Source organism: Rhodococcus sp. NPDC003383 (assembly GCF_053589115.1).
Genome location: NZ_JBSFRG010000068.1, coordinates 1 through 2018, shown reverse-complemented (window position 1 = coordinate 2018; position 2018 = coordinate 1). Strand labels below are relative to the sequence as shown.

General features: G+C 70.4%; 1 protein-coding gene. It reads left to right on the top strand.

The genetic code is table 11. The features are described from left to right. Positions 1–48: 48 nt before the first annotated feature. On the top strand, positions 49–2018 hold a 1970-nt coding region (locus ACWDTS_RS28070; protein ID WP_450111774.1), incomplete at its 3' end, for a condensation domain-containing protein.

Below are 2018 nucleotides of genomic sequence, written 5' to 3'. Positions count from 1 at the left end.
TGGAATGCGTTCGGTGGGTTGGAGTATCTGGGTCGGTGTGACGATCAGGTGAAGATCCGCGGGTTCCGGGTGGAACTCGACGAAATCCGCGCCGCCCTCGATGCCCATCCGTGGGTCCGTTCGTCCGCGGTGATCGCCCGGACCGGAACCTCCGGTCGCGACGCGACTCTCGCCGCCTACTGCACGCTCGACCGTGGAACCTGGAACGCTGAGGATCCGACTTCCACTCTGCGGGAACATCTCTCGTCGCGGCTGCCGGACTACATGGTGCCGCCCACGATCACCGTGCTCGACGAGCTGCCGGTGACCGTCAACGGCAAGCTCGACCGCAAGGCGCTGCCGGAGCCGGTGGCACCGGTCCACGACGGAGGCCGGGCACCGGCCACCGAGTCGGAACGGGCCGTGGCCGAGGTCTTCCGCGACGTGCTCGGCTTGGACGAGACCGTTCCGATGGGTGTCGACAGCGACTTCTTCGACCTCGGCGGGCACTCGCTGCTCGCGACCCGGGCCGTGGCGCGGCTGGCCGCCCGCTTCGCCCGCAAGCTGACGCTGCGCGACCTGTTCGAGGCCCGGTCCGTCGGCGATCTCGCCCGCACTCTCGACGCAGCCGAGGGCGCGATCTCGATCGGTGTCGCCGACGTCGTCGTGCCGGAGACGGTTCCGGCGTCGGCGGGTCAGCGGTCACTGTGGGTGATCGAGCAGATCACCGGAGCCGGCTCGGTCTACACCGTGCCGCTCGTGCTCACCGTGCCCGACGACTTCTCCGCCGACGCGTGGGCGGCGGCACTGACCGACCTCACCATGCGACACGAGGCACTGCGGTCCCGGCTGGTACCCGGACCGGACGGCATCGAGCTCGACGTAGAGGCTCCGCGCACCGGCGCGTTCCCCGTCGAGGAGATCGTGAGCGATGCCGGCACCCTGACCGACGCGGTCGCGCAGTGGGTGAATCGTCCGCTCTCCCTCCGTCTGGACCCGGCGATGCGTGCCGCGGTGTTCACCGTCGACGGCCGGCCGCAGGTCGCGGCGCTGGCGGTGCACCACGCGTTCGTCGACGAATGGTCGACGCCGACGCTGCTCGGCGACCTCCTCGGCGCCTACACCGCGCGCCGCGGCGGCACCGCACCGCAGTGGACGCCGGAATCCGTGACGTTCCGGCACTTCGCGGCCTGGCAGGACGCGATGCTCGCCGGCGCCGACCGGCCCGGAACCGCCGCGGCCGACCACGTCGACTACTGGCGTGACCGGCTCACGGGCGTCCCGGAGGTGTCGATGATCGCCACCGACCGGCCGCGCCCGGCGGTCCAGGACTTCGCCGGGTACGAACTCGCCTTCACGATCGATCCGGAGGTCTCGGCCGCGCTGCGGCGGGTGTGCACGGAACGCGACGTCACGATGTACATGCTGGTCCAGGCCGCGGTCGTCATCGCGATGCAGCGGTTGGGTGCCGGTGACGACATCGTGGTGGGGTCGCCGGTGGGTGGCCGTACGGACGAGGCGTTGGCGTCGGTGGTGGGGTATTTCGTGAACACGCTGCCGTTGCGTCACGATCTGTCGGGGGATCCGACGGTGGACGAGTTGCTGGGCCGGGTGCGGGAGGTCGTGCTCGGTGGGTTCGCCCACCAGGACATGCCGTTCGACCACATCGTGCGGGTCAGCGGCACCACGCCGTCGGCCGCGCACAACCCGCTGTTCCAGACGCTCGTGTCCTTCCGGGTCGCGGACCTGGTCGACGAAACCCACGACGTCCTCGGCCGCGCCGGCTTCGGCCGGTACACCGAGGCCGACGAAACCAACAGCGTCAAGACCGACCTCGAGATCGAGATCGCCGATACGCCCGACGGACTGACCGGCACGCTCGCGTGCGCCGGTGCCCTGTTCGACGCCGAGACCGCTCAGCGGGCCGTCGAGACCCTGCGTGCTGCGTTCGGTGTGTTGGCGGGGGCTGGTGGTGTGCGGTTGTCGTCGGTGGATGTGGTGCCGGTGGCGGATCGGGTGTTGGTGTCGGGGTTTGCGGT